The following is a 1,735-nucleotide window of genomic DNA, read 5'->3' on the forward strand; positions in this document are numbered from 1 at the left end:
AAAATGCCAGCGAGTTTTTGGAAGCAGGTGCGTCGCATTTGATCGTCACGTCTTACCTCTTCGAAGATGGGGAGCTATCTTCTGACAGAATTGAAAAGATAAAAGCGGAGACGGGAGCGGAGCGTTTAGTGATGGATCTGAGTTGCCGAAAAACCGAATCGGGTTGGAATATTGCGACGGATCGTTGGCAAACAGTGACCCGTACTCAGATTACCAAGAATACCCTCGCTGAGTTGGCAGGGCACTGCAATGAGTTTTTAATACATGCTGCCGATGTTGAAGGGCTACAAGCAGGAATTGATGAGGACCTGGTTTCTTTATTAGGAGAAATTTCCCCCATTCCAGTCACTTACGCTGGCGGTGCACGTTCTTTCGAAGACTTAAAATTGGTTCATCAGTTATCTGGCGGCAAGGTTGATCTGACAATAGGGAGTGCCTTGGATATTTTTGGGGGGGCGGGGCTTACACTTGATGAGTGCATCTCATGGAATGAAAATCGCTAGCTAGGTTTTGTTTTTCAAATGGGCCTTAATCAGAAAGTTTCTGGGGCTGACTGAACTCTCACAGAATGTCGATATTTGGCAATGATAGCCATTTTCCTCCAGAAACAAGCAGCGATCCAGTACCAGCCAGGTTTCCAACGCGCGCCTAAATAACATCCTTACCAGCTCTAGTTTTTCGTATTCTTGATACTTGGTTTGCCCCAGAGATTGGTAGTGTAAAAAGTCTATTGTTTGCGGCAGGTCAATATCTTTTAGCTGCGCACATTTTTTGCAAAAACGTTCGAAGCCTTCTTGAAGAATACGAATGCTGAGAGAGGGGCAAGGAAGGTATTGATCAGTATGTCTGATATCTTTTTGGAGCGTATCAAAGCCGAGTCGCCAAGCTTGTAGTTGTTTGCGCTTTCGGGTTTCAGCGGCCGATGCCGTATTACACTGTCTTGTCGCTAAACGCAAATCCTCATTGCTTAGGCTCAGTAGGGTAGTTCGGCCTACAAGTGATAGCGCCTGGTAGTTTTCAGAGCTATTGAAGCGGTGATAGCAGCATGGTGAGAAGGTCATTCTGTTAGAGTGACTTTCTACACCTTGCTTTAGCATATGTACATGCAGGCCACCGCAGGCATGCAAGGCAATTAGGTGATGGTTAGCTTCAAGCAGCTGAGACAGGTCATCATTCAATACATCACACTCTAGCGCCACAGTTTGATTGCTCAATTTTCTGGTGCGGGAAAGGATATTTGCCTGATTGACTAGCTGCGTATCAATCTCTAAACCGGTGACTTTTTGCTTGTATAGCTCTGATATTAATCGACCTAAATGCAACTTTCCGCAACACCATTCAATAAGCGGCGTTGTGGGTGGAGATTGGCTTTTGATAAAGGACTTTATCTGCGCTGCTTTTCTGCCAGGAATTCCTGTATCCCAAAATGCGGGTAGTTCTACTTCCTTTGTTGCTTTTGATGTCTCTGAAGCTGGAACGCTAATAAGTGAAAGGAGTTCAGACGCCACGGGGAAATAATTGGCTGCCGAGGCTAGTAAGTCCTGATCAGAAAGCTGAAGCGTATCAATATCATCTGAGCTAAGTGAACGTAACCAGGCTTGCAATTCGGGGTAATCATCCAAGCGAGAGTCAATACTAGAAAAAGCAGGCGGCTTCCAAAGATGCTCATAGCGTTTAAGGATTTGATCTAATTTCGTAAAACGAGCTTTCATCTGAATAAAAAGTTCTTAGGAGA

General features: G+C 45.1%; 2 protein-coding genes. One reads left to right on the forward strand and one right to left on the reverse strand.

What is annotated here, in order from left to right:
- Nucleotides 1-503, forward strand: a 503-nt coding sequence (locus A3757_RS20780) for a HisA/HisF-related TIM barrel protein (protein WP_255374997.1), incomplete at its 5' end; no start/stop codon positions are given.
- Here A3757_RS20780 and A3757_RS20785 read toward each other — a convergent pair.
- Nucleotides 504-1,712 carry a methyltransferase gene (locus A3757_RS20785; protein ID WP_068515858.1) on the reverse strand — a complete coding sequence of 403 codons (1,209 nt, stop codon included), beginning with the start codon at nucleotides 1,710-1,712 and terminating at the stop codon, nucleotides 504-506.
- Between the last annotated feature and the right edge of the window lie 23 nt (nucleotides 1,713-1,735).

Source organism: Oleiphilus sp. HI0117 (assembly GCF_001635235.1).